This is a genomic window from Streptomyces chengmaiensis (assembly GCF_029846775.1).
GTDB lineage: Bacteria > Actinomycetota > Actinomycetes > Streptomycetales > Streptomycetaceae > Streptomyces > Streptomyces chengmaiensis.
Genome location: NZ_JARWBG010000027.1, coordinates 1 through 25,897 on the forward strand (window position 1 = coordinate 1; position 25,897 = coordinate 25,897).

General features: G+C 71.4%; 22 protein-coding genes, 1 tRNA gene and 1 pseudogene. 11 read left to right on the forward strand and 13 right to left on the reverse strand.

Annotated features, from left to right (window positions below; genetic code table 11):
• Nucleotides 1–244: homocysteine S-methyltransferase family protein (locus QCN29_RS22050; protein ID WP_279930247.1), on the reverse strand; the 244-nt coding region annotated here is incomplete at its 3' end.
• A gap of 274 nt (nt 245–518) precedes the next feature.
• Between QCN29_RS22050 and QCN29_RS22055 the strand changes: the two genes are divergently transcribed.
• The 6 genes from QCN29_RS22055 (at nt 519) to QCN29_RS22080 (ending at nt 7,769) form a co-directional block, all read left to right on the forward strand.
• On the forward strand, nt 519–1,283 hold the full coding sequence (locus QCN29_RS22055) for an IclR family transcriptional regulator (protein ID WP_240136600.1): 765 nt from the start codon (nt 519–521) through the stop codon (nt 1,281–1,283).
• 295 nt (nt 1,284–1,578) lie between these two features.
• Complete coding sequence (locus QCN29_RS22060; RefSeq protein ID WP_279930249.1) at nt 1,579–2,337, forward strand: MIP/aquaporin family protein; 759 nt, start codon at nt 1,579–1,581, stop codon at nt 2,335–2,337.
• A gap of 34 nt (nt 2,338–2,371) precedes the next feature.
• A complete protein-coding gene (gene glpK / locus QCN29_RS22065; protein WP_279930252.1) occupies nt 2,372–3,907 on the forward strand; it encodes a glycerol kinase GlpK in 1,536 nt (511 codons plus the stop codon).
• A 16-nt stretch (nt 3,908–3,923) separates the two neighbouring features.
• Nucleotides 3,924–5,534, forward strand: a complete 1,611-nt coding sequence (locus QCN29_RS22070) for a glycerol-3-phosphate dehydrogenase/oxidase (protein ID WP_279930254.1) — start codon at nt 3,924–3,926, stop codon at nt 5,532–5,534.
• 182 nt (nt 5,535–5,716) lie between these two features.
• Entirely contained in the window at nt 5,717–6,391 is a 675-nt protein-coding gene (locus tag QCN29_RS22075; RefSeq protein WP_279930256.1) for a FadR/GntR family transcriptional regulator, read from the forward strand.
• Between the two features lie 355 nt (nt 6,392–6,746).
• On the forward strand, nt 6,747–7,769 hold the full coding sequence (locus QCN29_RS22080; RefSeq protein WP_240136590.1) for a PAC2 family protein: 1,023 nt from the start codon (nt 6,747–6,749) through the stop codon (nt 7,767–7,769).
• A 91-nt stretch (nt 7,770–7,860) separates the two neighbouring features.
• Here the strand turns inward: QCN29_RS22080 and mshC are convergent, their stop codons facing one another.
• From mshC to QCN29_RS22110, 6 genes are all read right to left on the reverse strand, one after another.
• Nucleotides 7,861–9,090: a cysteine--1-D-myo-inosityl 2-amino-2-deoxy-alpha-D-glucopyranoside ligase gene (gene mshC, locus QCN29_RS22085; RefSeq protein ID WP_279930257.1), complete on the reverse strand. Its 1,230-nt coding sequence runs from the start codon at nt 9,088–9,090 to the stop codon at nt 7,861–7,863.
• A gap of 327 nt (nt 9,091–9,417) precedes the next feature.
• Nucleotides 9,418–10,257 carry an SCO1664 family protein gene (locus QCN29_RS22090; RefSeq protein ID WP_279930258.1) on the reverse strand — a complete coding sequence of 280 codons (840 nt, stop codon included), beginning with the start codon at nt 10,255–10,257 and terminating at the stop codon, nt 9,418–9,420.
• A complete protein-coding gene (locus tag QCN29_RS22095; protein ID WP_279930259.1) occupies nt 10,221–10,811 on the reverse strand; it encodes a DUF3090 domain-containing protein in 591 nt (196 codons plus the stop codon). The genes QCN29_RS22090 and QCN29_RS22095 overlap by 37 nt, the downstream gene beginning before the upstream one ends.
• A gap of 60 nt (nt 10,812–10,871) precedes the next feature.
• Nucleotides 10,872–11,579: a histidine phosphatase family protein gene (locus QCN29_RS22100; RefSeq protein WP_279930260.1), complete on the reverse strand. Its 708-nt coding sequence runs from the start codon at nt 11,577–11,579 to the stop codon at nt 10,872–10,874.
• 329 nt (nt 11,580–11,908) lie between these two features.
• Nucleotides 11,909–12,694, reverse strand: coding sequence for a ferritin-like domain-containing protein (locus tag QCN29_RS22105; RefSeq protein ID WP_279930342.1), 786 nt, complete (start codon nt 12,692–12,694; stop codon nt 11,909–11,911).
• Nucleotides 12,695–12,975: 281 nt separating this feature from the next.
• Nucleotides 12,976–14,025 (reverse strand): LLM class F420-dependent oxidoreductase, encoded by a 1,050-nt coding sequence (locus tag QCN29_RS22110; protein WP_279930261.1) that lies wholly within the window; start codon nt 14,023–14,025, stop codon nt 12,976–12,978.
• Nucleotides 14,026–14,162: 137 nt separating this feature from the next.
• Between QCN29_RS22110 and QCN29_RS22115 the strand changes: the two genes are divergently transcribed.
• Nucleotides 14,163–15,146: an aldo/keto reductase gene (locus QCN29_RS22115; RefSeq protein WP_240136583.1), complete on the forward strand. Its 984-nt coding sequence runs from the start codon at nt 14,163–14,165 to the stop codon at nt 15,144–15,146.
• Nucleotides 15,143–17,446 carry a helix-hairpin-helix domain-containing protein gene (locus QCN29_RS22120; protein WP_398859683.1) on the forward strand — a complete coding sequence of 768 codons (2,304 nt, stop codon included), beginning with the start codon at nt 15,143–15,145 and terminating at the stop codon, nt 17,444–17,446. The genes QCN29_RS22115 and QCN29_RS22120 overlap by 4 nt, the downstream gene beginning before the upstream one ends.
• Before the next feature lie 143 nt (nt 17,447–17,589).
• On the opposite strand, the gene QCN29_RS22125 is transcribed toward QCN29_RS22120, so the two are convergent.
• The gene (locus QCN29_RS22125; protein ID WP_279930262.1) at nt 17,590–18,228 is read right to left on the reverse strand and encodes a hypothetical protein; all 639 of its coding nucleotides are present in this window, start codon (nt 18,226–18,228) and stop codon (nt 17,590–17,592) included.
• Between the two features lie 48 nt (nt 18,229–18,276).
• Between QCN29_RS22125 and QCN29_RS22130 the strand changes: the two genes are divergently transcribed.
• The gene (locus QCN29_RS22130; RefSeq protein ID WP_137990344.1) at nt 18,277–18,465 is read left to right on the forward strand and encodes a DUF5703 family protein; all 189 of its coding nucleotides are present in this window, start codon (nt 18,277–18,279) and stop codon (nt 18,463–18,465) included.
• Between the two features lie 81 nt (nt 18,466–18,546).
• Here the strand turns inward: QCN29_RS22130 and QCN29_RS22135 are convergent, their stop codons facing one another.
• The 4 genes and pseudogenes from QCN29_RS22135 to QCN29_RS22150 form a co-directional block, all read right to left on the reverse strand.
• Nucleotides 18,547–19,326: a chaplin gene (locus QCN29_RS22135; RefSeq protein WP_279930264.1), complete on the reverse strand. Its 780-nt coding sequence runs from the start codon at nt 19,324–19,326 to the stop codon at nt 18,547–18,549.
• Nucleotides 19,263–19,871, reverse strand: a pseudogene (locus tag QCN29_RS22140) (chaplin); the annotation flags it as partial. The pseudogene QCN29_RS22140 and the gene QCN29_RS22135, both read right to left, overlap by 64 nt.
• A gap of 147 nt (nt 19,872–20,018) precedes the next feature.
• Nucleotides 20,019–20,252 carry a chaplin gene (locus QCN29_RS22145; protein WP_279930265.1) on the reverse strand — a complete coding sequence of 78 codons (234 nt, stop codon included), beginning with the start codon at nt 20,250–20,252 and terminating at the stop codon, nt 20,019–20,021.
• Nucleotides 20,253–20,439: 187 nt separating this feature from the next.
• Nucleotides 20,440–21,810, reverse strand: a complete 1,371-nt coding sequence (locus QCN29_RS22150) for a M20/M25/M40 family metallo-hydrolase (protein ID WP_398859686.1) — start codon at nt 21,808–21,810, stop codon at nt 20,440–20,442.
• Nucleotides 21,811–21,971: 161 nt separating this feature from the next.
• Between QCN29_RS22150 and QCN29_RS22155 the strand changes: the two genes are divergently transcribed.
• A tRNA-Leu gene (locus QCN29_RS22155) sits at nt 21,972–22,059 on the forward strand.
• Between the two features lie 116 nt (nt 22,060–22,175).
• Entirely contained in the window at nt 22,176–23,120 is a 945-nt protein-coding gene (locus QCN29_RS22160; RefSeq protein WP_279930267.1) for an RluA family pseudouridine synthase, read from the forward strand.
• Between the two features lie 90 nt (nt 23,121–23,210).
• Here QCN29_RS22160 and QCN29_RS22165 read toward each other — a convergent pair whose 3' ends face one another.
• Nucleotides 23,211–25,892, reverse strand: coding sequence for a SpoIIE family protein phosphatase/ATP-binding protein (locus tag QCN29_RS22165; RefSeq protein ID WP_279930268.1), 2,682 nt, complete (start codon nt 25,890–25,892; stop codon nt 23,211–23,213).
• Between the last annotated feature and the right edge of the window lie 5 nt (nt 25,893–25,897).

Here is a 25,897-nt window from a genome sequence, read left to right on the forward strand (position 1 = left end):
CCTCATGCACCGACCGCACAATGTCCGGCCGCGTCACATTCAAGATCTCATTACAGCCCTCAAGCCCCTGGAAATCCTCCAGCGACGGATCCTGCGCCTGCAACATCGTGCCCATCGCACCATCAGCCACCACCACACGCGAAGCCAACGCTTCACGGAGGGCTGCTGCTCGGGTCCTGCTGTCCGCGGAGGCAGAGGCGGCGGAGGCAGAGGCGGCGGGGGACGGGGTCGGCGACGAGGCCATGGAATGTACTCCCTGGGATGCGACGGCTGTCGGCTTTGCGTCTTCCTGTGGAAGTCGCACGAGGCCAGAGTAGCCGGGCAGCCCCCTGGAGGGTCGAGTGCGTCCAGCGGGCGGACGCCATCCTGTCGTGCGGGTTTACCGTTCCAGCGGTCCCGGCGGACGCGTGGTGCGGTGACAGAAGGTCGACATGGACCGATACTGTTCAGCATTGTCGAACCCTGCCGGGGCCGTCATGAGTCCTGCAGTTGAGAAGCGGAGAGAAGAGGCCGAGCCGATGGCGAAGAACATCCAGTCGCTCGAGCGTGCCGCAGCGGTGCTGCGTCTGCTCGCGGGCGGGGAACGGCGACTGGGCCTGTCCGACATCGCCTCCTCGCTGGGGCTGGCCAAGGGCACGGCCCACGGCATCCTGCGCACCCTCCAGGCCGAGGGCTTCGTCGAGCAGGAGGAGATCTCCGGGCGGTACCAGCTGGGCGCGGAGCTGCTCCGGCTCGGCAACAGCTACCTCGATGTGCACGAGCTGCGGGCGCGCGCCCTGGTGTGGACGGACGATCTGGCCCGCTCCAGCGGCGAGAGCGTCCATCTGGGCGTGCTGCACCAGCACGGAGTGCTGGTCATCCACCATGTCTTCCGCCCCGACGACAGCAGGCAGGTCCTGGAGGTGGGGGCCATGCATCCGCTGCACTGCACCGCCCTGGGCAAGATCCTCTCCGCCTACGACCCCGTGGCGCACAGCGAGGCGATCGAGGCGGACCGCAAGGCCCTGACCCCGCGCACCGTCACCGGGCTAGAGGAGTTCGAGCTGCTGCTGGACGAGACGCGCGCCCGCGGCTACGCCTCCGATGTGGAGGAGACCTGGGAAGGCGTGGCATCCGTGGCCGCTCCGATCCACGACCGACGCCGGATGCCGGTCGGGGCGGTCGCCATCACCGGCGCCGTGGAGCGGGTGTGCAACTCCGGCGAGCTGCGTTCCGAACTGATCGCAGCGGTGCGGGAGTGCGCCAGAGCGGTGTCCCGTGATCTTGGAGCAGGTCGCTTTTAGGCCAGGTGGGGAGCCCTTGGGGTGTCTGGCGCGACCCCTTGAGGGGATATGCCCGACTTTGGCAGACGATCAGTAACGACGATAACGATCGGGGTTTCAGCCACCGGAACCCTTGACGTCCTGTTAACCCGAGGGCAAAACTTCCGTTCATCGGTCGGCATTGTCGAACACCTACCGGCAATACGCGCTAGAGTGTGGCAACGCCAAGGGCCGGCATCGCCCTCACCTGAGGGCGCGGACCACCGGAGGGACCCGGGGTTCGCCTTCCCCTGGACGAAGGACAAAGGAGTCGCGGGTGTCCAGCTCCGACATCTTCATCGGCGAGATCATTGGTACCGCCGTACTCATCCTGCTCGGCGGTGGCGTCGTGGCCGCCGTCGTACTGAAGCGCTCCAAGGCGCAGAACGCCGGCTGGGTGGCCATCACCTTCGGGTGGGGCTTCGCCGTCATGACCGCCGTCTATATGACGGGAACGCTCTCCGGAGCGCATCTCAACCCAGCCGTCACCGTCGGCATCGCGATAAAGGACGGGGACTGGAGCAACACCCCGGTCTACTTCGCGGGCCAGATGGTCGGCGCCATGCTCGGTGCGGCCCTGGTGTGGCTCGCCTACTACGGCCAGTTCCAGGCGCATCTGCGTGACCCGGAAATCGCGGACAAGCCGGCCGACGCCGGTCCCGGTCCGGTGCTCGGCGTCTTCTCCACCGGCCCGGAGATCCGCAATGTCTGGCAGAACCTCACCACCGAGGCCATCGGCACGCTGGTGCTCGTGCTGGCCGTGCTCACCCAGGGCCTCAACGACAGCGGCAAGGGCCTGGGCCCGCTCGGCGGACTGATCGTCGCGTTCGTCGTGGTCTCGATCGGCCTCTCTCTCGGCGGTCCGACCGGTTACGCCATCAACCCGGCGCGTGACCTGGGCCCCCGGATCGTGCACGCCCTGCTCCCGCTGCCCAACAAGGGCGGCTCCGACTGGAGCTACGCGTGGATTCCCATCGCCGGTCCGCTGATCGGCGCGGCCGCCGCCGCGGGTATCTACAACATCGCGTTTGCCTGAGCCGACCGTCACAGACTTCTGAGGAGCACTTCTCATGACTGCCACCGCCTCGCACGGCACCGGCCCGTTCATCGCGGCCATTGACCAGGGCACCACCTCCAGCCGCTGCATCGTCTTCGACCGCGACGGGCGCATCGTCTCCGTCGACCAGAAGGAGCACGAGCAGATCTTCCCCAAGCCCGGCTGGGTTGAGCACGATGCCACCGAGATCTGGGAGAACGTCCAGGAGGTCGTCGCCAGCGCCATCGAGAAGGCGGGCATCACCGCCGCCGATGTCAAGGCCATCGGCATCACCAACCAGCGTGAGACCACTGTGCTGTGGGACAAGAACACCGGTGAGCCCGTCCACAACGCCATCGTCTGGCAGGACACCCGCACCAACGCGCTCTGCAAGGAGCTCGGCCGCAACGTCGGCCAGGACCGCTTCCGCCGGGAGACCGGCCTGCCCCTGGCGTCCTACTTCGCCGGACCGAAGGTCCGCTGGCTGCTCGACAACGTCGAGGGCCTGCGCGAGCGCGCCGAGCGCGGCGAGATCCTCTTCGGCACGATGGACTCCTGGGTCATCTGGAACCTGACCGGCGGCGTCGAAGGCGGCCACCACGTCACGGACGTCACCAACGCCTCCCGCACCATGTTGATGAACCTCCACACCATGGAGTGGGACGACAAGATCCTGGAGTCCATGGAGGTCCCGGCCGCAGTCCTGCCGGAGATCCGCTCGTCCGCCGAGGTGTACGGGCACGTCAAGGGCGGCGTCCTGGACGGCGTGCCGGTCGCCTCCGCACTGGGCGACCAGCAGGCGGCCCTGTTCGGCCAGACCTGCTTCGCCGAGGGCGAGGCCAAGTCGACCTACGGCACCGGCACCTTCATGCTGATGAACACCGGCGACAAGATCATCAACTCCTACAGCGGGCTGCTGACCACCGTCGGCTACCGGATCGGCGACGAGAAGCCGGTCTACGCCCTGGAGGGTTCGATCGCCGTCACCGGCTCGCTGGTGCAGTGGATGCGCGACCAGATGGGCCTGATCAGCACCGCGGCCGAGATCGAGACCCTGGCCTCCTCGGTCGAGGACAACGGCGGCGCCTACTTCGTGCCCGCGTTCTCCGGCCTGTTCGCCCCGTACTGGCGCTCCGACGCCCGCGGCGTGATCGCCGGACTGACCCGCTATGTCACCAAGGCGCACATCGCGCGCGCCGTGCTCGAGGCCACCGCCTGGCAGACCCGCGAGATTACCGACGCCATGACGAAGGACTCCGGCGTCGAGCTGACCGCGCTCAAGGTCGACGGCGGCATGACCTCCAACAACCTGCTGATGCAGACCCTCTCGGACGTCCTGGACGCACCCGTGGTGCGCCCGATGGTCGCCGAGACGACCTGCCTCGGCGCTGCCTACGCCGCCGGCCTGGCCGTCGGCTTCTGGCCGGACACCGACGCGCTGCGCGCCAACTGGCGTCGGGCCGCCGAGTGGACCCCCCGCATGGACGCGGAGATCCGCGACCGCGAGTACAAGAACTGGCTCAAGGCCGTCGAGCGGACCATGGGCTGGATCGACGAGGACGAGAGCTGACGAGGAGCTAGCGACAATGACCACCCTGCAGAGCGTCCCCGCACTGGGTACGCACCCGGCCTCCGGTTCCCTGCCGAGCCGCGCCGAGACTCGGGAGCAGCTTTCCCAGGCGACCTACGACCTCCTGGTGATCGGCGGCGGCATTCTGGGCATCTCCACCGCCTGGCACGCCGCGCAGTCCGGGCTGCGGGTGGCCCTGGTGGACGCCGGCGACTTCGCCGGCGCCACCTCCTCCGCCTCCTCCAAGCTGCTCCACGGCGGTCTGCGCTATCTGCAGACCGGCGCGGTCAAGCTGGTGGCGGAGAACCACTTCGAGCGCCGTGCGGTCTCCCGGGAGGTGGCCCCCCACCTCGCCAACCCGCTCACCTTCTATCTGCCGGTCTACAAGGGCGGGCCGCACGGCGCGGCGAAGCTGGGCGCGGGTGTGTTCGCCTACTCTGCGCTGTCGGCGTTCGGCGACGGCGTAGGGCATGTGATCTCCCCGGCCAAGGCGCAGCGCGACGTGCCGGAGCTGCGCACGGACAACCTCAAGGCCGTCGCCGTGTACGGGGACGACCAGATGAACGACGCCCGGATGGCGCTGATGACGGTCCGCGCGGCCGTCGAGGCCGGCGCCACCGTGCTCAACCACTCCGAAGTCACCGGCCTGCGCTTCACCAAGGGCCGGGTCACCGGCGCGGACCTCAAGGACCGGCTGGACGGCAGCGAGTTCGGCGTGAACGCCCGGCTGGTGCTCAACGCCACCGGCCCCTGGGTCGACCACCTGCGGAAGATGGAGGACCCAAATGCGGCTCCCTCCATCCGGCTGTCCAAGGGCGCGCACCTGGTCCTGAAGCGGACCTCCCCGTGGCGCGCGGCGCTGGCGACCCCGATCGACAAGTACCGCATCACCTTCGCCCTCCCCTGGGAGGACATGCTGCTGCTGGGCACCACGGACGAGGAGTTCGAGGGCGACCCGGCGGATGTCGCGGTCAATGAGAAGGACATCTCCCAGATCCTGGACGAGGCCGCCTTCTCCGTCCGCGACCAGCAGCTGTCGCGCGATCTGATCACCTATGCGTTCGCGGGTCTGCGGGTGCTGCCGGGCGGCCCCGGCGACACCTCGAAGGCCAAGCGCGAGACGGTGGTCACCGAGGGCCGCGGCGGCATGCTGTCAGTGGCCGGCGGCAAGTGGACGACCTTCCGCCACATCGGCCGCACGGTGATGAACAAGCTGGCCGAGCTGCCGGGACAGCCGCTCACGGACGACATGGAGCCGATGTCCTCGCTGCCCAAGAAGCTGCCGCTGCCGGGCATATCCAACCCGAACGCGGTTGCGCACCGGCTGCTCATCGACGGCGGCACCCCCGGCCCGCGCATGGCCGCGGACACCGCGCGCCATCTGGCCACGCACTACGGTTCGCTCTCCTTCGACATCGCACGCCTGGCGTACGACAACCCGGAGCTGGGCGAGCGCATCCACCCGGACGCGCCGGAGATCTGGGCGCAGGTCGTGTACGCGCGTGACCACGAGTGGGCCGCGACCGCGGACGACGTGCTGCGCCGGCGCACGACGCTGACGATCCGCGGCCTGGCGGACGACACCGTCCGCGCCGGGGTCGAGGACCTGCTGGCCAAGAAGGGCTGACGGCCCGGCCTGACCCGACGGGCCCGCCGGTCCGTCACACCACAGTGGCCACGGGACAAGGTCACGAAAAAGGATCACCATCACGAGGGCGGCTCCTGAGGGGGCCGCCCTCGTTGTACGCTCAGAGATCGACTTAGACATCGGATGTCTAGCCGATAGGTCCGAGCGACAAGGGGGATGCCATGGCCGTAACGGACGAGGCCATCGAGAAGATCAAGGAAATGATCGTCTCCGGTGCGCTGCGCCCGGGCGACCGCCTTCCCAAAGAGAGCGAACTGGCCGCGGATCTGGGCCTGTCGCGCAATTCGCTGCGTGAGGCGGTACGCGCCCTGTCCCTCATCCGCATCCTGGACGTACGCCAGGGTGACGGCACCTACGTCACCAGCCTCGATCCCCAACTGCTGCTCGAGGCCCTGGGCTTTGTCGTCGACTTCCACCGGGAGGACACCGCGCTGGAGTTCCTCGCCGTCCGCCGCATCCTTGAGCCGGCCGCGACCGCGATGGCGGCGCACCGCATCGGCGACCGGGAGTTGGACGCGCTGGAAGCACAGCTGGACCTGCTCGCACGGGCCGCGGCGGCGGACGAACTGGTCGCCGCCGACCTGGAGTTCCACCGCACCGTCGTGCAGTCGTCCGGGAACGGCGTGCTCTGCTCGCTGCTCCACGGACTCTCCGGGCCTTCCACCAGGACCAGGATCTGGCGCGGGCTGCTCGAACAACACGCCGTCGATCGAACGCTGTACGAGCACCGGGCGATCCTGACCGCGCTGCGGGACCGGGACGCGGAGGCGGCCCACGCCTGGGCGACGGTTCATGTCGCCGGGGTGGAGCAGTGGCTGAGGTCCATGCTCGAGTGACGCCCGAGGGCTGGACGAGCACGGCCCGGGAAGTGTCGGAGCACTGTCAAAGCGCTGCCCGAGCGGCGTTCGTGGCGCCGTGGCTCGACCGCAGAGGTCCACTCGCCATCGGATGTGTAGTGGGTTCTGCAATCGGGCCTGCCGTGCGGGAAGCCCCCTCCGTCGAAGCTTTCCGGCCACACTCCAAGGATAGCTCGGATGATTCTAGAGTCGGCTGTCCCAGTTATCCGATGTCTTTTCTCCTTGTGCCCTCCTTCTCGAAGTTCACCCGGGCGTGCACGGGGGCTGCGGAGGGGCCGCGGGTACGCCGTAAGGTTGGGGCGTACGAACAGGGAACTTCGGAAGGAGGCACTGGGTGATCGAGCTCGAGGGGGTTCCCGAGCTGATCGACCCGGTCATGGTGGCCGCGTTCGAGGGCTGGAACGACGCCGGCGACGCCGCCTCCACCGCGGTCGCACACCTGGACCGGGAATGGAAGGGCGAGGTGTTCGCGGCGCTCGACGCTGAGGACTACTACGACTTCCAGGTCAACCGGCCCACAGTGTGGCTGGACGGCGGGGTACGGAAGGTCACCTGGCCCACCACCCGGCTGTCCGTGGTCCGGGTCGGCGGCGACAAGCCGCGCGACCTGGTGCTGGTCCGCGGCATAGAGCCGTCCATGCGATGGCGATCGTTCTGCAATGAGCTTCTCGGCTTCGCACATGAGCTGGGCGTCGAGATGGTCGTCATCCTCGGGGCGCTGCTCGGCGACACCCCGCACACCCGGCCGGTGCCGGTCACCGGCATCACCTCCGACCCGGATCTGGCGCGGACGATGGATCTGGAGGAGACCCGCTACGAGGGGCCGACCGGAATCGTCGGCATCCTCCAGGAGGCGTGCACCCACGCGGGCGTTCCGGCGGTCAGCCTGTGGGCGGCGGTGCCGCACTATGTGTCGCAGCCGCCCAACCCGAAGGCGACTCTGGCGCTGCTCAACCGTCTGGAGGATCTGATCGGGCTGCGGATCCCGCTGGGCGAGCTGCCCGAGGACGCACGGGCCTGGCAGCTGGGAGTGGACCAACTGGCCGCCGAGGACAGCGAGGTGGCGGAGTACGTCCAGACGCTGGAGGAGGCGCGGGACACGGCGGAGCTTCCGGAGGCGTCCGGCGAGGCGATCGCCCGCGAGTTCGAGCGCTATCTGCGGCGGCGGGACGGGGGCCCCGGTCAGCAGGGCCCGGGCCAGCCGCCGGGGCCGGGGCACGCCACGGACGGCGGCGAAGGGGGATCGTATCTCCGGGACCCGTCGAGCGGGCGGACGCGGCCGCCGAAACCGCCGAAGCAGGACCCGGAGCCCGAGCCGCCCGAGTCGAATCCGGACGAGGACTCGTCGGACGACTGAGCGTCAGCAGTACGCAGGCAGGTCAGCACGCAGGCAGAGAGGCAGGAGAGCAGCGGGGCGGCGGCCGGAGCGGCCGCCGCCCCGCTGCACGTCAGAGCGCCACGCCCAGCAGGGCGTCGACGGCCCGGGAGACAAGACCGGGTGCGGACTCGTCCGCACCGCCGTCGGACTGCTGGACGGCGACCCAGCGGTCCACCGCGAGCAGCGCGGACGGGGCGTCCAGGTCGTTGGCGAGGGCCTCGCGGATCTCCTCGACGAGCCCGTCGGTCCAGGGCCCGTCGGGACGGGAGACAGCGGCGCGCCACCGGCCGAGACGCTCGACCGCCGTGTCGAGGACCCGGTCCGTCCACTCCCAGTCGGCGCGGTAGTGGTGCGAGAGCAGGGCGAGCCGGATGGCCGCCGGGTCGACGCCGTCACGCCGCAGGGCGCTCACAAAGACCAGGTTTCCCTTGGACTTGGACATCTTCTCGCCGTTCAGGGCGACCATGCCGGCGTGCACATACGCCTTGGCGAAGGGGTGTTCGCCGGTGAGTGCCTGGGCGTGCGAGGCGCCCATCTCATGGTGCGGGAAGGCGAGATCGGAACCGCCCCCCTGGACGTCGAAGCCCATGCCGAGCCGGTCGAGGGCGATCGCGACGCACTCGATGTGCCAGCCGGGGCGTCCGGGCCCGAGGGCGCCGCCGTCCCAGCTGGGCTCGCCCTCGCGAGCCGCCATCCAGAGCATCGGGTCCAGGGGGTTCTTCTTCCCTGGGCGCTCCGGGTCGCCGCCGCGTTCGGCGGACAGCAGTCTCATCGCCCCCGCGTCGAGGTGCGACACCTCGCCGAAGTGCGGGTCGGCCTCGACGGAGAAGTAGACGTCCCCTTCGAGTTCATAGGCGGCCCCGGCGTCCCGGAGGCGCTCCACGAGAGGCACGATGCCGGGTATCGCCTCGACCGCGCCGATGTAGTCGCGGGGCGGGAGCATACGCAGGGCGGTCATGTCCTCCCGGAACAGGGCGGTCTCACGCTCGGCGAGCTCCGTCCAGTCCTGCCCGTCGCGGACGGCCCGCTCGAGGAGCGGATCGTCCACGTCGGTGACGTTCTGGACGTAGTGAACCTGCCGCTTGGTGTCGAGCCACACGCGCTGAACGAGGTCGAACGCGTTGTAGGTCGCCGCGTGACCCAGGTGGGTCGCGTCATACGGGGTGATCCCGCAGACGTAGATGCGGGCGACGGGACCGGGGTCGAGGGTCACCAGACCACCGGTCGCGGTGTCGTGGATCCGAAGGTCGCGGCCCTTGCCGGGCAGGGCGGGGACCTCAGAAGCGGGCCAGGCATGCATGTCTCGAGCCTAACCGGACGCCAGTTCCGGATACGAACCGGAGGACGCCTGTTGGCCGAATAGGCACGCTTGACCCCACTCGCCCGCCCTTGTATGTGCGGGCTTCGCCCCCACGCCCCCTGGCCGCCCGGTGCTGAGCGTGGCTCTGCCCTACCCGCCCTGCTCCACCGGAGGTGGGGTATCCCGAGCCTGACGGCCCGACGCAGAGCGTCACAGGCTCTCCCCCACCCGCCCCGCCCACACACAACTCCGGCCCGCCCCACACCGCCGGCAGCCGCGCGGGGTCGCCGCCGGTCAGGCTCCGCGACCGGCGCGAGCGCGCAGCCGTCAGACGGGGGGCCAGGGGATCGCCGGCCAGTCGCCGGACGGCGAGGGATGGCGGCCGTCCGCCGTCAGGGAGCTCACACGGGCACGGAGGGCGTCCACCTCGGCGGAGGTGAGGAGGTCGGCGAGGCGTGCGGACAGCCGGGCTCCGGGGCGGAGGGCGGCGGACAGGCCGCGCAGGGCGTCCGCCGCCTCAGCGGGGAGAGGCTCGCCCGCCCACCCCCACAGCAGCGTCCGCAGCTTGGGCTCCACATGGAAGGTGACCCCGTGGTCGATGGCGTACAGATGTCCGTCCGCCGTGGGCAGCAGATGCCCGCCCTTGCGGTCACCGTTGTTGATCACCGCGTCCAGCACCGCCAGCCTCCGCAACCGGGGGTCGTCCGCATGCACCAGCAGGGCGGTGCGCCCCTCGCCGACGTCGGCGAACCCGACCGCCTTCCAGCCGTCCCCCGGCTCGTCCGTCTCCACCAGCTCCAGCAGCGACCCGGCCGGGTCTGCGTCCACCCAGAGCTGGACCATGCCCTCGCCGTAAGGCCCGTCCCGCAGCACTGTCGGCGGGACCAGGTCCCAGCCCAGCGCCTCGGACAGCTCGTACGCCGCGACCTCCCGCTGGGCGAGCGTTCCGTCGGGGAAGTCCCACAGGGGCCGCTCCCCCGCGACGGGCTTGTAGACGCAGCGCACCTCCTCGCCCTCGTATGAGACCGAGCAGTACAGCACGGCGTTCGACGCCTCGCGGACCCGGCCGCGCACGGTCAGCTCGCCCTCGGCCAGCGCGTCGGCCGCGTTCCGGGCGGCGTCGGCCGTCGTCACAGGCCGCGGCGGTATCCGTTCTGACGCGGGCATACATGTCCTTCCGGGTCGAGCGGCAGACTGCACAGCGGACACGGCGGACGCCCCGCGTTCACCACGTCCAGCGCACGCTTGGCGAAGGCCCTGGCCTGCGCGCCCGTGAGCCGCACGCGGAGCATCGGCGGGCCGTTCTCCTCGTCCTGCAGCAGCCGCTCCTCGGCCTCCGCGAGGTCCTCCTCGGAGTCCGCGTCCAGCTCCACCAGCGCCTGCGCTTCAACGATCATGCGCTGCTCCTCGCCGTCCCAGGCCAGCGCCATCGTGCCGACCCGGAACTCCTCCTCCACCGGGGAGTCCAGCGGCGCGGAGTCGGCGATCTCCGCGGGGGCGACCGCCGGCACCGGCGCATTGCCCCCGGTCCGGCGCACCACCTCGTCCAGGAGTTCGTCGATCCGCTCGGCGAGCGCGGCCACCTGGGCCTTCTCCAGGGCGACGCTGGTGACACGTCCCCCGGCGGATGCCTGCAGGAAGAACGTACGGCGTCCAGGCAGCCCCACCGTCCCGGCCACAAAGCGCTCCGGAGGGTCGTAGAGGAACACCTGACGGGACACGTCCTGTCTCCCTTGAGAGTCAGCGGGCTTTCGGCCCGTCCACCCTACTGCGCGAACCGATCACGGTGCGCCCGCACCGCCCCCGACGACGGCGGCCCCGTTCTCTCCGTCCTCCTCACCCTTCTCCTTGGCCTTCCGGGCGGCCAGCGGACGCAGGTCGCCGGTGTCGCCGAGACGCAGCAGAAACGGGCGGGTGCGGGTGTAGCGGACAGCGGTCACGGAGCACGGGTCGACATGAATCCGCTGAAAGAGGTCGAGATGCATCCCCAGGGCGTCCGCGACGATCGACTTGATGATGTCGCCGTGTGAGCACATGAGGTAGACGGCGTCCTCGCCGTGGCGTTCCTCGATGCGGGCGTTCCAGTCCCGCACGGCGTCCACGGCCCGTGCCTGCATGGCCCGCATCGACTCGCCGCCCGGGAAGGCCGCGGCGGACGGGTGGCGTTGGACGACGTCCATCAGCGGCTCATCGGCCAGCTCCGCGAGCTTGCGGCCCGCCCATTCGCCGTAGTGGCACTCGCCGATCCGGTCGTCGGTGTGCAGCGGCAGGCCCGAGCGGGCCTCCAGCAGCGGCTGCAGGGTCTGGACGCAGCGGTCCAGCGGGCTGGTGACGGCGGCGGCGAGCGGCACCTCGGCGAGCCGCTGCGGCAGTGCGGCGGCCTGCTCGGCGCCGCGCTCGTCGAGGGCGACGCCGGGCGTCCAGCCGGCCAGGACGCCCGCGGTGTTGGCGGTGGACCGTCCGTGACGTACGAGGATCAGGGTGGCCATGACGGCCAGCCTAGTGCCGCGATGGGCAGTGTCTGCCCGTCGAGGAGCCTCGTCCGGCGCCGGGGCGACCCCGCGCCCGAAGGGCTGCGGGGGAGATCGCAAGACGGCCGGAAGTCCTCGCAGCGGAGCTGCTCGGGCTTTCGGCCGACGCAGCGTGCGGGCGCCTCCCGGGCCCGCAGGGCCCGGGAGGTGGGGGTTCTGCCCACGCCGGAGGCTGTGGCGGAGCGTGCAGGGCGGCGCGACCGGGCAAAGCCTGAAACCGGGGGCAGGGCCCCCGAGAGTCGGCCTCGCCGGATACTGAGGCGCAGGGTCCGGGGGCGGAGCCCCGGTCAGATGGCCGGCACGGGGCTCGGCGGGCCGTCCAGCGCGCCACGGCGCTCAGGCATCCGAAGGCTGACCATCCGGTGCCAGCCGCCGAACCGCTCGTATGCGTACATCCCGTGGATGCCGGCCGTGAGCGCCGCGGACTTGGCCTTGGGCCAGTGCAGCAGGCGTCCCATGTGGGACATCACGGCGATGCTCACATCGCGGTAGACGCGGATCTCGGCGAGGGCGCTCTCGCGGAGCACGCGCTGGATGGCGCGCCCGTGGCCCTCTGCCGCCAGCCGCAGCAACTCCTCATGGCAGTAGGCGAGGTGGTTGTCCTCGTCGCCGGAGATCATATGGATGGCCTTGCCGACGTCGGGGTGGTCCCCGAAGTACTTGACCAGCATGTCCATCTGGTCGGCTGCGCGCTGCTCGGTGACCCGGCTGTGGGAGAGGTAGACGACGATGTCCTCTTCGGTCAGCGGTTCGTCGCGGCGCAGCTTGTCGTGGGCGAGGCCGATGCCCGCCTTCTCCAGGAGCATGGTGTAGTCGGTCTCGGGCGGGACCGGGACCGGCTCCAGATTCCGCTTCTTCAGCAGCGCGTTGAACAGCCGGCCGTGTTTGTCCTCGTCCGCGCCATGGCGGATGATCTTGGGTGCGAGGTCGCGCATGCTCTGGGGGACGAGCGCGGCGATGCGGCCGTTCTCCCAGCCGCCCTGGGTCTCGCCGCTGGCCGCGATCGAACAGAAGAGCTGGAAGGAGTCGTCGGTGTCGAGGATCTCCTGGAACAGGCTCTGGGCCGAGAGCATTGCCGCCACCTCCATGAAGGCATCAGAAGGCATCCGCCATCCGCAAAGAACGAGTCAAGTGCGGTCCAGGGGGCGAGGCAACAACTGGGGCGGTCAACTCCGCCGAACGGGGGATCGTACGGAAGGCCGCGGGGGCGCGAGCGGGGCGCGCCGCGGGCCGTAACCGGAGCGGGGCGTCGGGCGTTGTGCTGCATGACGGCCGTGGCGGGGAAGACCCCCGAGCCCCCACCACGGCCGCAGTCCTGTCCGGACGCCGCCCCGGGAGAGGGGCGACGCCGCTGCTACGCGAGCCCGGCGGCCTCGAGGGCTTCGACGCCGGCCCGCAGGGCGCCGATCCGCTCGTCGAGCGTGAAGCCGGCCGGGGCGAGGGTGAGCGTGGTGACGCCGGCCGCAGCGTACGCCTGCATCCGGTCGGCGATCCGGCTCACCGTGCCCAGCAGCGCGGTCTGGTCGATCAGCTGCTGGGGGACGGCGGCGGAGGCGCCGTCCTTGTCGCCCGAGAGGTACCTGTCCTGGATCTCGGCGGCTTCCTTCTCGTATCCCATGCGCTGTGCGAGCTGGTTGTAGAAGTTCTGCTTGCGGCTGCCCATGCCGCCGACGTACAGCGCGGTGTACGGGCGGAACATGTCGGCGAGCGCGTTGACGTCGTCGCCCAGCGCGAGCGGCAGGGTGGGGCAGACGTCGAAGCCCTCCATCGTCCTGCCCGCCTTCTCGCGGCCCGCGCGCAGATGCCGGAGCGCGGTGTCCTCCAGATGCTCGGCGGACGGGAAGATCAGCAGAGCGCCGTCGGCGATCTCGCCCGTCTGCTCCAGGTTCCTGGGGCCGATGGCGGCGATGTAGAGCGGGATGTGTTCACGCTGCGGATGGACGGTCAGCTTGATCGGCTTGCCCGGCCCGCCGGGGAGCGGCAGGGTCCAGTGCTCGCCCTCGTACGTCAGCCGCTCCCGGGTCATCGCCTTGCGGACGATCTCGACGTACTCGCGGGTGCGCGACAGCGGCTTGTCGAACTTCACCCCGTACCAGCCCTCGGAGACCTGGGGCCCGGAGACGCCGAGGCCGAGGCGGAACCGGCCGCCGGAGAGGGAGTCGAGGGTGGCGGCGGTCATGGCGGTCATGGCGGGCTGACGGGCCGGGATCTGCAGGATCGCGGAGCCGACGTCGATGCGTTCGGTCTGCGCGGCGACCCAGGACAGGACGGTGGGTGCGTCGGAGCCGTATGCCTCCGCTGCCCAGCAGACGTCGTAGCCGAGCCGGTCGGCCTCCTGCGCGACCGCGAGATTGTCCGCGTCCATCCCCGCGCCCCAGTAGCCGAGGTTGATGCCGAGCCGCATAAGCGTTCCCTCTCACTGCTCTTACCGATGAGTAACGTCACGTTCCGCGGACTCTAGCGCTCCGATGCCCGATCCGTCATAGGAAGGTTGTCCACAGGCTCTCTCAGGGTGCGCCCTTGGCCAGTAATCTCGCGGCCATGGAGCAGAGGCATCTCGGCCACACCGGCCTGCGCGTGTCCCGGATCGGGCTCGGCACCCTCACCTGGGGCCGGGACACCGACGAGCATGACGCGGCCGATCAGCTCAAGGCGTTCTGGGAGGCGGGCGGCACGCTCGTCGACACGGCGGACGTGTATGGCGCGGGGGAGGCCGAGTATGTTCTCGGGCGGCTGATCGACGGACTGGTGCCGCGTCAGGAACTGGTCATCGCCACCAAGGCGGGCGGGGTGCCCGACCCGGACCGGAGGGTCGACGGCTCACGCGGCCATCTGCTGGCCGCGCTGGACGCCTCGCTGGAGCGGCTCGGCACGGACTACGTGGACCTTTGGCAGGTGCACGCCTTCGACTCGCAGACCCCGCTGGAGGAGACGCTCCAGACCATGGACCTCGCGGTGAGCAGCGGACGGGTCCGGTACGCGGGCGTGTCGGACTTCTGCGGCTGGCAGCTGGCGAAGGCGGCGACCTGGCAGCTCGCCGCGCCCGGTCTGCGCACCCGGCTCGCCAGCACCCAGATGGAGTACTCCCTGCTCCAGCGGGGCGTGGAGCGGGAGGTGCTGCCGGCGGCCCTGGATCTCGGCGTGGGGCTGCTGCCGTCGTCCCCGCTGGGCCGCGGGGTGCTGACCGGGAAGTACCGGGCGTCGACCCCGCCGGACTCCCGGGCCGCCTCGGAGCAGTGGGGGCCGTTCGTCGAGCCGTATCTCGACGACGCGGCGAGCCGGGTGGTGGACGCGGTGGCGACGGCGGCCGACGGGCTGGCGAGCACGCCGCTCGAAGTGGCGCTGGCGTGGGTCCGGGACCGGCCGGGCGTCGTCGCCCCGATCGTCGGGGCGCGCAACGCGCAGCAGCTCACGGCCGCGTTGTCAGTGGAGACGCTTAGTCTTCCTGACGAGATCTGCCAGGCGCTGGACGACGTCTCCGCGCCGGTGCACCGCTATCCCGATCAGGACTGGAGCACGCTGTGACTGTGCCTTCCCGGGGGACCGACCCCGACGCCCCGGCCGCCGCCGGATCGCCGGAGGGAGGCCCCGAGGCCGCCGAAGCCCCCGAAGCCGCGCAGCCCGCGGAGGCAGCGGAAGCCGCCGGCGCGGGGGAGGCTGCCAAGACGGCCGCCGCCGCGGGGCCCGAGGCCGCGGAGCCCCAGGCAGGTGCTTCGGGCTCGGGGCAGCAGACCGGGGACTCGGAGTCCGAGGCGTCCGAGGACGGACGCCCCGCGGCGGGAGAAGCGGGTTCCGGAGCGGTCCGGGAAGCGGGCGCAGAAGACGAGGAGACCGGGCCGGAGGCCGGAGCGCCGTCCGAGGCCGAGGCGGAGCTCGCGGCGCAGCGGGAGCTGCGGGCGCGGATCGAGGAGCGGAAGGCCGCCAAGGGCGGCCCCGTCGACAGCGGCGGCAAGCTGAGCGGCACGGCCGCCGAACTGCTCGCGGCGGTGCGGGCCGTGGAGAGCGGCGAGAAGTCCCCGACAGAGTTCTTCGACTCCCCCGCGTTCCCGCCGCGCAGGCCCTCCCCGGCTGCCGCTCCGTCGGCACGGCCCCGGGCCGCCGAGGCCCCGCGGAGACCGCCCTCGCCGGACCCGCTGACGGTGCGGGGTGCGGCGGCCGTGCTGGCCGAGGGCGGTGCACCCGAAACGCTGGCCGGGCAGGTCGCGGGCGTGCTCGGGGAGCGGTCGGCTCAGCTGCTGCGCGAGGACCCGTGGCGGCTGCTGTCCGTGCCCGGCGTCCGGCCGGAGCAGGCGGACGCCTTCGCAAGGGCGCTGCTGGGCGCGGAGTGCGGCCCGGGTGACCGGCGCAGGGCCGTGGCCCTGGTCTCCTGGCTGCTGGAGCGGGCCGCGCTCCAGGGCCATACCGCGCTGGAGACCTCGGCGGTGCGTGACGCACTCGCCGGGCAGTCGGTCCCCTCCCCGGAGGAAGCGCTCCAGCAGGCCGTCGCAGAGGGGGCGGTGCTGGTGTTCCAGGACGGCCTGGAGGACGAGGCCGGCGCAGCCGAAGAGCCCGGTGCGCCTGAGGGGGCGGGCGCTTCCGGAGAGGCCGAACCCGACGGACCCCCGGCGCCGGTCCTCCTGGGGCTCGACCGTTACGCCCTCGCGGAGGAGAGCCTCGCCGACGGGCTGGCCCGGCTCATCAGGACCGGACACGGCGAAGTGTGGGAGGGGCCGGAGCTGGTGCGCGCCGTCGGCGCGCACGGCGTCGTCCTGCACACCGGCGGTGAGGCGGCACGTGCCGAGGCGGTCGCCGTGGCACAGGCGGCGCGGGAACGCGGACTGCGCGCCGCGGTCGCGGTCCACAGCGAGAACGGCCGGCGCAGACTGGGTTCCGAGGCCGTCACCATGGCCGGGCTGCTCTCCGGAGAGCAGGGGCCCGCCCGCGACGACGAGGGCGGATTCGCCCTCGACGTGCTGGCCGTCCTCGACGCGCCCCAGCTGGATGTGGAGACCGCGGCCATGCTGGTGGAGTCACTGCCCGACGGGTGCCGGCTGCTGCTCTCCGGGGACCCCGCGGTGCTGGGCTCCGCGGGTGCGGGCCGGGTCTTCCAGGACGTCCTGACCGCGGAGGTGTGTCCGAGGATCGCCTCCCGCACTCCGGATCCCGGACCGATCGGCGAGCTGGTCTCGGGTATCGGCGCGGGCGAGCTGAACGAGGTCGCCGCGCCCGGCAGGGAGGTCGTCATCGTGCCCGTGCACGACGCGGGCGAGGCGGTCCACCGTACGGTGCAGCTCGTCGCGGACTCCGTGCCGCGGGCGCTGGGGGTTCCTACGGAGGACACCCAGGTGATCGCCGTTGCGCATGGGGGCGCGGCGGGGACGCGCGCGCTGAATGCCGCGCTCAAACAGCGGCTCAACCCCGGTCCCGGGCGCTTCGGGGGCTTCGATGCGGGTGACCGGGTGGCCTACGCCCCGGCGCCCGGCCGGACAGTGCTGGGCACGGTGGTCTCCGCGGACGCGGAGGGAATGCGCCTGGAGTGCGAGAGCGGGCGCGTCACCGTGCCGAGGGAACGGGTCGGCTCGGCGCTGCGGCACGGCTGGGCGGTGACGGCACACCAGGCGTCGGCGATGCGGTGGGCGGCGGTCGTGGCGGTGGTGCCCGGCGACGCGGGGGCAGCGCTGAACCGGGCATGGGCGTATACGGCGTTCAGTCGCGGGGAGCGGCATCTGTCCGTGGTGCACGGCGCGGACAAGGCGCTTGCGGAGGCGGTGGCGTCGCGGTCGGCGCCGGCGCGCACGACACGGCTGCGGGGACTGCTGGTGCAGCTCCTGGCGGCGGCGGAGTAGTCCGGCGGCGGGCCCCGGGGACTGCGGGCAGGACCTTCTCCTCCTTCTCCTCCTTCTGCTCCTTCTGCTCCGCCGTTGCCGCGCCGTGGGGTGGCCCCCTGCACCGGTGACAGACGGGATGGGGCCACCCGCGGGAGCGGGGCTTACGAGGGGGCCTCGGGGTGGTCTTCCTCGTCGAAGACGGAGCTGACGTCGAAGCGGCAGACCACGCGTTCGGGGTCCGCTTGGTCGAAGGGGGTGGTCAGCCACTCGCCGGGTTCGGGGAGCTCCTCCGCGGCGGAGACCCAGAGTGTGGAGTCGCCTTCCTCCAGGCCGAACTCCTTGTGCCGGCTGGCGATTTCGTCCGGTTCGAACTCGCCGAACAGCACGCCGAGCGCGGCGTGCACGCTCTCGCCCACGGTGGGGGCGTTCTCCCGGCGGTCGTCATCGGCGTCCAGGTCGGCGATGCGCTGTGCCTGTGCGAGCAGTCGCTGCGGCTCGACCACCGCGTAGTCCCGGCGGATCAGCACGCTGAGGGCGCTCGGTTCCTCGGGGCCCGTGTACGGCGGCAGGGAGTCGTCCGCGCCGGGGATCTCGAAGGGTGTCACTTCGTCGTAGCGGTCGTACAGCCGCTCGTCATACGCCTCCGCCGCCGCGGCGAGGGCGTTGAAGGCGTCGTACACGGCCGGGTCGTCCTCACCGGTGCGGCGCTCGACCGCCAGCAGGTGACGGTCCAGCGCGGCTTTGAGCGCCTCCGCGGCGGCGCGTACCTCGGCAGCGGTGGGCTGCGCAGCATCAGACATAGTGCAGACGCTATCCGTACCGGGGCACTGGCGTCACAATAGATTGCGATGCCGGAATACGAATTTGTCGACGTGTACGTACCGCGCGGGGTTTCCCGCAAGGAGGCGACACGTCTGCTGACCGACCATGCCGAGTACGGTCACTGGGAGTTGGACCGACTGACGTTGCGCCGGGACGGCAGCCGCAGGGTGCGGCTGCGCCGGCGCATCATCCGTCAGGTTCGCGCCACCTGGTGACCTGAGGAGACAGCGCGAGACGGAGCGGGCCCCGCAGACGCGGGGCCCGCTCCGTCGCACCGGCGGTGAGGTCCTCTCCGGTCAGGCGGCGGCGCGGGCGCGGCGGTACAGGACCGCGCCGCCGAGCAGCAGCCCGGCGCCCGCCGGGATGATCAGTCCCATCCCGTTGGTGCCGGTTCCGGCGAGCTCCGCGGCGCTCTCGGCTCGGGCGATGTCCTGCCCGCCCGAGGCACCGGCCTCGTCCCGGGCCTCGCTCTCGACCTCGACCTCGACGCCGGCCTCGGACTCGACGCTGTCGCTGTTGTGCTCCCCGGCGGTGCTGGAGTCGTCCGAGCCGCCGATGCCCTCGGAGCCGCCCTCGGACTCGTCGCCGCCCTCGGACTCGACGCTGTCGCTGTTGTGCTCCCCGGCGGTGCTGGAGTCGTCCGAGTCGTCGGCGCCCTCGGAGCCGGTCTGGTCGGAGGTGCCGGAGTCCTCCGAGTCGTCGGCGCCGCCCGGGTTGTCGGCCTGGGCGGGACCCGCCACGTTGGCGCAGCCGTTGCCCGTCGTCGCGTTGCCGAGCCCGCCGACCGTGACGGTGTTGCCGCAGGCGCCGACGGGCACGTGGATGGGCGCCTGGACGTTGTTGCCGGACGCGACGCCCGGCGAGTCGGCGGTGCTCCCGGTCGCCTGCGCCCCGCCGCCCTGCTGACTGCTGCCCTCGCCGTAGGCGTCNTGCTCCCGGTCGCCTGCGCCCCGCCGCCCTGCTGACTGCTGCCCTCGCCGTAGGCGTCGCCGCTCCCGGACGAGGACGAACCGTTGGCGCAGGCGTTGCCCATGGCGGGGTTCAGCAGCGCCACCGCGTTGACGGTGGTGCCGCACACGCTCACCGGCATGTGGACGGGCGCCTGGACGTTGTTGCCGGACGCGACGCCCGGCGAGTCGGCGGCGCTCCCGGTCGCCTGCGCCCCGCCGCCCCCGCCGCTCCCGGACGAGGACGAGCCGTTGGCGCAGGCGTTGCCCATGGCGGGGTTCAGCAGCGCCACCGCGTTGACGGTGTTGCCGCACACGCTCACCGGCACATGGACGGGCGCCTGGACGTTGTTGCCGGACGCGACGCCCGGCGAGTCGGCGGCGCTCCCGGTCGCCTGCGCCCCGCCGCCCCCGCCGCTCCCGGACGAGGACGAGCCGTTGGCGCAGGCGTTGCCCATGGCGGGGTTCAGCAGCGCCACCGCGTTGACGGTGTTGCCGCACACGCTCACCGGCATGTGGACGGGCGCCTGGACGTTGTTGCCGGAGAGGATCCCCGGGGAGTCCGACGCGCCGCCGATCGCTCCGGCCTCGGCCTGTGCGTATCCGCCGCCGAGGGCGACGATTCCGCCCGCGGCCGCCATGGTCATCAAACCCTTGCGAGTGACCTGTCGCATTGGTTGATCTCTGCCTTCCGTTTCAGCACTGGTCCGGGTCCAGCCTGACCCGGATGGAAAGCCAGACGGCCCCGGAGCGCATGGCGCGCATCCCGGGCCGCCCGGTAAGACTTCTGGCCCCGGCCCCTGACGGGCCGGGTCAGCACGTCACTCGTTGACGCAGGTGTTGCCGAAGGCGGGGTTCAGCAGTCCGACCACGTCGATCGTGTTGCCGCACACGTTCACCGGCAGGTGGGCGGGCACCTGGACGACGTTGCCCGAGAGCACGCCGGGGGAACCCACGGCGGCACCCTGGGCGCCGGCGTCGGCCATGGCCACGCCCGCACCCGCGAGCACCAGACCACCGGTGGCAGCCGCAGCGGCGACGACCTTCTTGATCATTATTCCTCCTTGTTGGCAGTGCGGTCCCAGCCGCGGACCGCACTGCCTGTAACGAGGAGTGAATGTGCGGGGCCACGCCCCCGGGCGCACATTCACTCTTTCCAGCAAGGAGCGCACATGATCACGATTATGGAAGTTTCGTTTCAGCGGACGATGTCCTTCGGCCGTACCCGGTCGAACCGGGCTTTCAGCAGGCGTCGAGGAAGCGGTCGAGCACCCGTACGCCGAACTTCAGACCGTCGACGGGCACCCGCTCGTCGACCCCGTGGAACATGCCTGCGAAGTCCAGCTCGGGGGGCAGCCGCAGCGGCGCGAATCCGAAGCAGCGGATGCCAAGGTCGTCGAAGGACTTGGCGTCCGTGCCGCCGGAGAGCATGTACGGCACGGCGCGGGCGATCGGGTCCTCGGCGCGCAGCGCCGTCTGCATCGCGTCCACGAGTGATCCGTCGAAGCTGGTCTCCAGCGCCTTGTCGGCGTGCACGTCCTCGCGCCGCACCCGCGGACCCAGCAGCCGGTCGAGGTCGGCCAGGAACTCCTCCTCGTAGCCGGGCAGGAAGCGCCCGTCGACATGGGCGGCAGCCTGGCCGGGGATGACATTGACCTTGTATCCGGCGCCGAGCATGGTCGGCGCGGCGGAGTTGCGCAGGGTGGCGCCGACCATCTTGGCGATGCCGCCGAGCTTGGCGAGCGTCGCGTCCATGTCCTCCGGGTCCAGCGGGGTGCCCAGGGCGTCCGACAACTCGTCCAGGAAGGACCGCACGGTCTTGGTGACCCTGACGGGCCACTGGTGCCGGCCCAGGCGTCCGACCGCCTCGCACAGCTCGGTGATGGCGTTGTCGTCGTTGGTCATGGAGCCGTGCCCGGCGGTGCCGTCCACGGTCAGGCGCATCCAGTGCATGCCCTTCTGCGCGGTCTCGACGAGATAGAGCCGCAGCTTCTCGTTCACCGTGAAGGAGAAGCCGCCGACCTCGCCGATGGCCTCGGTGACGCCCTCGAAGAGGCCGGGGTGCCGGTCCACGAGATACCGGGCCCCGTACGTGCCGCCGGCCTCCTCGTCGGCGAGGAAGGCGAGCACCACGTCGCGCGGGGGCTTACGGCCGCTGCGCAGCCGGTCCCGCACGACCGCGAGGGTCATCGCGTCCATGTCCTTCATGTCGACCGCGCCCCGGCCCCAGACGCAGCCGTCGGCGATCTCGCCCGAGAAGGGGTGGTGGGTCCAGTCGTCGGCGTCGGCCGGCACCACGTCCGTATGGCCGTGGATCAGCAGGGCGGGCCGGGACGGGTCCTCGCCCTCGATACGGGCCACGGTGGAGGCCCGGCCCCGGTGGGACTCGACGATCTGCGGTTCGAGGCCGACCTCGGCGAGTTTCGCGGCGACGTACTCCGCCGCCGCCCGCTCCCCCGGCCCCGAGTGGTCGCCGTAGTTGCTGGTGTCGATCCGGATCAGTTCCCGGCACAGGTCGACGACCTCGTCCTCGCCGGAGACATGCCCCTGGACGGGCCCTGAGGCAGGCCCCGAGACGGGCGCGGCCTTGTCCGCACTGGTCGACTCGCTCACGCCGATTCCTCCCGCTGTCGCTGTGTGGCCCCCGGTGGTCCCCCTCATCCTCCTCCTGTCCCGGGGCGGACCCCAAGGGAACCGGCCGTGATCGAGCACCCTCGATTGTTTGCTATGGTTTTCCACGTCGGAACGGCCCAGGGCCGCGCGACAGACACCTTGTCCGGGTGGCGGAATGGCAGACGCGCTAGCTTGAGGTGCTAGTGCCCTTTATCGGGCGTGGGGGTTCAAGTCCCCCCTCGGACACCAGTGAGAACCTCGGCTCCGCCGGGGTTCTCGGCGTTTTCCGGGACTCTGCCGGACGCTGTCAGGGCATTCCCGCCATCGGCCCCGCCCGTGCCTCACGCCTCACGTACAGTCTCGACGTGAGACGCAGACCCGGCAGACGCGCCGCCCGGCCGTCGCCGCTCGCACAGCGTGACGGGATCGATCCTGTGCACATCCGGCTGCCCGCGGATCCGGCGGGCGGCTGGGGCACCGTGGGTGCGTACCTCGCCGCACGCTACGGCCGCGCGATCGGCGCCGACGGTGTGGCCGCGCTGTTCCGCGACGGGCGGATCGTCGGCGAGGAGGGGCGTGGCGTCCCGGCCGACGAGCCGTATGCCGAGGGGTTGCACCTGTGGTTCCACCGGGACTTCGCCCCGGAGGAGCGGGTGCCGTTCGAGGTGGGGGTCGTGTACCGGGGCGAGCGGCTCGTCGTGGCCGACAAGCCGCACTTCCTCGCCACCACGCCGCGAGGCGGACATGTCACCGAGACGGCGCTTGCCCGGCTCCGCGCGGAGCTCGGGATTCCCGCCCTCCAGCCGGCGCACCGGCTGGACCGGCTCACCGCCGGACTGGTGCTGTTCGTCGTACGCCCCGAGGACCGCGGCGCGTACCAGACGATGTTCCGGGACCGGCGGGTGCGCAAGGAGTACGAGGCGATCGCGCCGTACGACCCCGGTGTGGCGCTGCCCCGGACGGTGCGCAGCCGGATCGTCAAGGAACGGGGCGTGCTCGCCGCCCGTGAGGTGCCGGGCGGTGAACCGAACAGCGAGAGCCGGATCGAGCTGGCGGAGCAGCGGGGCGGGCTGGGCAGGTACCGGCTGTCCCCGGCGACGGGCCGTACGCATCAGCTGCGGGTCCATATGAACGGCCTCGGGCTGCCCATCCTGCACGACCCGCTGTATCCGGTGGTACGGGACGAGGCCCCGGACGACTATGCGCGTCCCCTGCAACTGCTGGCGAAGGTCCTGGAGTTCACGGACCCGGTCACGGGCGAGCCGTGCCGCTTCGAGAGCCGCCGTGAGCTGTCGAGGCTCCCCCTGTGACCTCGGGCGCGGTCCCGCAAGCGGAGTGCGCCCCGCCCGCGGGAGGTGTCTGCCGGTGCGCCGTGGCCGCTGTCGGCACGCCCGTCGCCCTCACTCCTCGGGCAGTGGCTGTTCAGCCCAAATGATCTTGCCGTCGGCCGTGTAGCGCGTGCCCCAGCGGTCGGCGAACTGCGCGACCAGGAACAGCCCACGGCCGCCCTCGTCCATGGTCGCCGCGTGCCGCAGATGCGGCGAGGTGCTGCTGGAGTCCCACACCTCGCAGATCAGCGTACGGTCCCGGATGAGCCGCACCCTGATGGGACCGGAGGTGTACCGGATCGCATTGGTGATCAACTCGCTGAGGACCAGTTCGGTGGTGAACGCCAGCTCGTCCAGCCCCCAGGCGGCCAGCTTCTCCGTCACCGCCTCCCGCATCGTGCGGACGGCGGAGGGGTCGGATGCCACGTCCCAGTCGGCGACCTGGTCCTCGGCCAGCACCATGGTGCGGGCGACGAGCAGCGCCACATCGTCGGTTGGCTGGTCGGGCAGCAGGGCGTCGAGGACCGCACCGCAGGTTCCCTCGGGTGTCGGCGGCGCGGTCGCCAGAGCCCGGCGCAGCAGCTCCAGTCCCGTGTCGATGTCACGCTCACGGCTCTCGATCAGGCCGTCGGTGAAGAGGACCAGCCGACTGCCTTCCGGCAGCTCCAGCTCCGTCGTCTCGAAGGGCATTCCGCCGAGGCCGAGGGGCGGGCCTCCGGGCAGTTCGGGGAACTCCACGCCGCCGTCGGGGCTCACCAACGCCGGTTCGAGATGCCCGGCCCGCGCCATGGTGCACCGCCGGGAGACCGGGTCGTAGATCATGTACAGGCAGGTGGCGCCCGTCATCGCCGCCCGCGCGCCGCCGGCCTCGTCCTGGTCGATGCGGGTCACCAGCTCGTCCAGGTTCCACAGCAGCTCGTCGGGCGACAGATCCAGAGCGGCGAAGTTGTGCACGGCCGTGCGCAGGCGGCCCATCGTCGCCGCCGCGTGCAGGCCATGGCCGACGACGTCGCCGACGACCATGGCCACGCGCGCTCCGGACAGCGGGATGACGTCGAACCAGTCGCCGCCGACGCCGCCGACTGCCGCATGGGCCGGCATATAGCGGTGCGCCACGTCGAGCGCCCGCTGCTGGGGCAGCACGCTGGGCAGCAGGCTGCGCTGGAGCGTGACCGCCATCGTGTGTTCCCGGGTGTAGCGCCGGGCGTTGTCGACGGCCAGAGCCGCGCGGGCGACGAGCTCCTCGGCGACCGACACGTCGTCCTGGTCGAACGGCTGGGGTGTCCGAGAGCGCCAGAACGTGACCACGCCCAGGACGTCGCCCCTCGCCCGCAGCGGAACACTGATCATCGAGTGCAGCCCGTAGTGCACCATCCTGCGCGCCCGGACGGGGTCCTGCTCCTGCCAGCCCGCATAGGCGCCCAAGTCCGCTTCCAGGATCGCCCGGCCCCTGTGGAAGCCGGTGGCCTGGGGCGTCGCGGAAACAAAGTTGATCAAGGATCCTTCCGGGTAGATCGGAGGATCACTGCGGACTCCGGAGAGGGCGACGCGCCGCATCGGGTAGGAGTTCCGCCCCGTCGCGATCGGCTCGTCGCCCGTGAGTATCCGCTCCAGCAGATCCACGGTCGCGAAGTCCGCGAACCGGGGGACGGCGAAATCCGTCAGCTCCCCCGCGGTCTGCACCACGTCCAGGGTGCTGCCGATCTTCAGTCCGGCCTGGTAGAGCAACCGGAGCCTGGCGTGGGCCACGTCCGCGCGTCCCGACAGCTCACGCAGTTCGGTGGTGTCACGCAGGGTCGCGACGCTGCCGGGCGGACCGCCGCTCTCGCCGGTCGCCCGCTGGTTGACGGCCAGCAGCAGGTCACCGGCCGGATACACCTCGTCGGTCACCGACCGTCCCGACTCCAGCAACTCGGCGATGGGCGGGCTCAGGTCGTACTCTGCGACCCGCCGGCCCTCGGCGCCGGGGGGCAGACCGAGCAGGCGGCGCGCCTCGTCGTTGACGAGAACCAGGCGCCGTTCGCCGTCGACGATGATCACGCCCTCCCGGACGGCGTGCAGCACGGCGTCGTGGTGGTCGTACATCCGCGTCATCTCGGTCGGGCCGAGGCCGTGCGTCTGCCGGCGCAGCCGGGTGCTGATCAGGGCCGCGCCGCCGGTGGCGAGGACGAGGGCGGCTCCGCCGGCGCCGACCACCACGGGCAGCTGCTCGTTCGCCCTGCCGGTGACGTTCTCGACGGTGACCCCGGACGTCACGGTCCCGATGACGGTGCCGTCGTCCTCGGTGACCGGAACAATGGCCTGGACCAGGGGGCCGATGGTGCCGGTGATCCACTCGACGACCACTTCGCCATCCAGGGCGGGCTGGATGTTGCCCACGAACTGCTTGCCGATGCGGTCCGGGATGGGGTGGGTGTAGCGGATCGCGTTCGTGTCCGTCACCACGAGGAAGTCGACGTTGGCGGTCCTGACCACGTTGTCGGCGATCGGCTGGAGCACCTGGGTCGGGTCGGGGCTCTTCAGGGCGGTCTGGATGCCCGGCGACTGCGCGAACGTCTCGGCTACGGCCACGGAGCGGTCGCGGGCCGCCATGTTGACGTCGTTCCGGGACTGCAGCAGCAGGGCGACGACGGCCGCGACCACGAGGAGCAGCACGATCGCGATCTGCAGCACGAACACCTGACCGGCGACGGTGCGCACACCGGGGATCGAGCGTATTCGCCCGAAAAGCCCCTTGGTGCGGCTTTGCTTCATGTTTC

Excerpts from the sequence above, each read along its gene's own strand:
- QCN29_RS22125 (WP_279930262.1), bottom strand. The coding sequence starts at position 18,228 with ATGTCTGATGCTGCGCAGCCCACCGCTGCCGAGGTACGCGCCGCCGCG.
- QCN29_RS22130 (WP_137990344.1), top strand. The coding sequence starts at position 18,277 with ATGCCGGAATACGAATTTGTCGACGTGTACGTACCGCGCGGGGTTTCC.
- QCN29_RS22090 (WP_279930258.1), bottom strand. The coding sequence starts at position 10,257 with ATGCCCGCGTCAGAACGGATACCGCCGCGGCCTGTGACGACGGCCGAC.
- QCN29_RS22055 (WP_240136600.1), top strand. The coding sequence starts at position 519 with ATGGCGAAGAACATCCAGTCGCTCGAGCGTGCCGCAGCGGTGCTGCGT.
- QCN29_RS22070 (WP_279930254.1), top strand. The coding sequence starts at position 3,924 with ATGACCACCCTGCAGAGCGTCCCCGCACTGGGTACGCACCCGGCCTCC.
- QCN29_RS22115 (WP_240136583.1), top strand. The coding sequence starts at position 14,163 with ATGGAGCAGAGGCATCTCGGCCACACCGGCCTGCGCGTGTCCCGGATC.
- QCN29_RS22100 (WP_279930260.1), bottom strand. The coding sequence starts at position 11,579 with ATGGCCACCCTGATCCTCGTACGTCACGGACGGTCCACCGCCAACACC.
- QCN29_RS22105 (WP_279930342.1), bottom strand. The coding sequence starts at position 12,694 with ATGCTCTCGGCCCAGAGCCTGTTCCAGGAGATCCTCGACACCGACGAC.
- QCN29_RS22145 (WP_279930265.1), bottom strand. The coding sequence starts at position 20,252 with ATGATCAAGAAGGTCGTCGCCGCTGCGGCTGCCACCGGTGGTCTGGTG.
- mshC (WP_279930257.1), bottom strand. The coding sequence starts at position 9,090 with ATGCATGCCTGGCCCGCTTCTGAGGTCCCCGCCCTGCCCGGCAAGGGC.
- QCN29_RS22110 (WP_279930261.1), bottom strand. The coding sequence starts at position 14,025 with ATGCGGCTCGGCATCAACCTCGGCTACTGGGGCGCGGGGATGGACGCG.
- QCN29_RS22165 (WP_279930268.1), bottom strand. The coding sequence starts at position 25,892 with ATGAAGCAAAGCCGCACCAAGGGGCTTTTCGGGCGAATACGCTCGATC.
- glpK (WP_279930252.1), top strand. The coding sequence starts at position 2,372 with ATGACTGCCACCGCCTCGCACGGCACCGGCCCGTTCATCGCGGCCATT.
- QCN29_RS22075 (WP_279930256.1), top strand. The coding sequence starts at position 5,717 with ATGGCCGTAACGGACGAGGCCATCGAGAAGATCAAGGAAATGATCGTC.